The organism is Streptomyces albospinus, assembly GCF_014648695.1.
Classification (GTDB): Bacteria; Actinomycetota; Actinomycetes; order Streptomycetales; family Streptomycetaceae; genus Streptomyces; species Streptomyces albospinus.
In genome coordinates this window covers 1-2077 of the sequence record NZ_BMRP01000126.1, presented here as the reverse complement: position 1 = coordinate 2077, position 2077 = coordinate 1, and the positions used below count along the sequence as shown (strand labels likewise).

Below are 2077 nucleotides of genomic sequence, written 5' to 3'. Positions count from 1 at the left end.
AGGTGGAGGGGAGGGGTGTGGGGGGCATGGATTAGGTGATGGGCGGGGGGTCGCGTAGGGTTGGGGATACCGACGCGGGGTGGAGCAGCTCGGTAGCTCGCTGGGCTCATAACCCAGAGGTCGCAGGTTCAAATCCTGTCCCCGCTACTGATGCCGTCGCCCCAGTGGATGAGATCGACTCTCATTTCACTGGGGCGGCGGCTTTTTTGTGCGTGCGGTGGGCCGGGGTCATGGGTGGGCCGGTGGGGGCGGGGCGGTGTAGTGGGCGGCGGGGCCCGTGCCTCGGGGGCGGACTACGACCTCGTCGAGCAGTGGGAGGGCCGGCTGAGTCCGGGGATGGCCGCGGCGCTGGCGCGGATCCGGCCGGGGACGCGGATTGCGTCGGTCTGCACGGGGGCGTTCGTCCTGGCCGCCGCGGGGCTGCTGGACGGGCGGCGGGCGACGACGCACTGGCGGTCGGTGGACGACTTCCGGCGGATGTTCCCGGCGGTCGAGCTGGATCCGGACGTGCTGTACACGGACGAGGGCGATGTGCTGACGGCTGCCGGGGTCGCCTCGGGCGTCGATCTGTGTCTGCACATGGTGCGCCGCGATCACGGAGCGGCGGTGGCCAATGACGTCGCGCGGCGGACGGTCGTACCGCCGCACCGGGAGGGCGGGCAGGCGCAGTACGTACGGCGGCCGGTGCCGGAGCCGCAGCTGTCGTCGACGAGCGCGGCGCGGGCCTGGGCGCTGGAGCACCTGGACCGGCCGCTGAGCCTGCGGGAGCCGGCGGGGCGGGAGGCGATGAGCGTACGGACCTTCACCCGGCGGTTCCGGGAGGAGGTGGGGGTCTCGCCGCTCCAGTGGCTGACCCGGCAACGGATCGAGCGGGCCCGGGAGTTGCTGGAGGAGACGGATCTGACGGTGGACCGGATCGTGGCGGAGACGGGGTTCGGGACGGCGGCTTCGCTGCGGCAGCATCTGCACGCGGCACTGGGGGTGTCGCCGCGGGCCTATCGCAGCACGTTCCGGGTGGGGGTGGGAGTGGGAGTGGCGGTGTAGGGCGGGGGCGGGGGGCGGGAGCGGCGCTGCCGGGGCGTTGTCGGTGGGCGGTCGTACGCTGACGGTGTGTGGCGATGTACGGGACCGCGGTGGTCGGGCAGCGGGCCGGGGGCCGGGCCGGAGGGGCGGTTCGGTCAGCGGCTCGGGTGGTACTGCGCCGAGCGGGGGGAGGAGCGGGAGAGCCTGCTGCCGGCGGGGAAGGCGCTGGCGTTCGCGGTGCTGGGGGAGCGGCGCTGCCTGGGGGTGCGGCGCGGCGGGCGGTGGATCGTGTGTCCGTACGGGGCGGAGATCGACGGGGCGGCGGCGAAGGACCAGTGCGCGCGGTGTGCGCAGTTGGACCGGTCGCGTTCGGTGGCGGCGGACACCATGGCGGATGATCCGCGCCCGTACGGCGTCTATCTGGCGTACTTCGGGCCCGGCCTGCTGAAGGTGGGGATCACGGCCGCGGAGCGCGGGGCGGCGCGGCTGGTGGAGCAGGGGGCGGTGGCGTACGCCTGGCTGGGGCGCGGGCCGCTGATGGCGGCGCGGCGGGCGGAGGCGCTGCTGGGGAGCGCGCTGGGGGTGCCCGACAGATGCGTGAAGGAGGCGAAGCGGGCGGCGCGCGGGGCGTTGCCGCCGTTGCCGGAGCGGGCCGGCGAGCTGGCGCAACTGCACCGTGCGGCACGGCAGTTGGCGGGCTGGCCGGAGACGCTGGAGCCGGTGGAGTTCGCCTTCGGGGACCATACGGAGCTGTTCGGCCTGGAGCGGATACCGGCGGGCGGCGTCGTGGAGCTGGGCGCGCCGACGGCGGGGGCGGAGATCGTGGCGGAAGTGGTGGCCGGTGCGGGCGCGGATGTCTATCTGAGGTTGGCGGGGGCGGGCGGGCCGGAGGGGCGTGGTGCGGGCGGCGACGCCGGGCGGGGTGGCTCGGGGGCCGGTGGGGCGGTTGCGGTGCTGGATGCGCGGCTGCTGTCGGGGTGGGTGCTGGGGGTGGCCCGGGTGCCGGTGACGACGGTGCCGCGGCGTCAGGCGGCGAAGGGGGAGGGGAAAGGTG

General features: G+C 75.1%; 1 protein-coding gene, 1 tRNA gene and 1 pseudogene. All 3 read left to right on the top strand.

The window, feature by feature from the left end:
- The first annotated feature begins 73 nt into the window (after positions 1–73).
- Positions 74–147: transfer RNA gene (locus tag IEZ17_RS41550), tRNA-Met, on the top strand.
- Between the two features lie 168 nt (positions 148–315).
- Positions 316–1044 (top strand): annotated as a pseudogene (locus tag IEZ17_RS41545) (GlxA family transcriptional regulator); the annotation flags it as partial.
- A gap of 183 nt (positions 1045–1227) precedes the next feature.
- On the top strand, positions 1228–2077 hold an 850-nt coding region (locus IEZ17_RS41540), incomplete at its 3' end, for a DUF2797 domain-containing protein (RefSeq protein ID WP_229853139.1).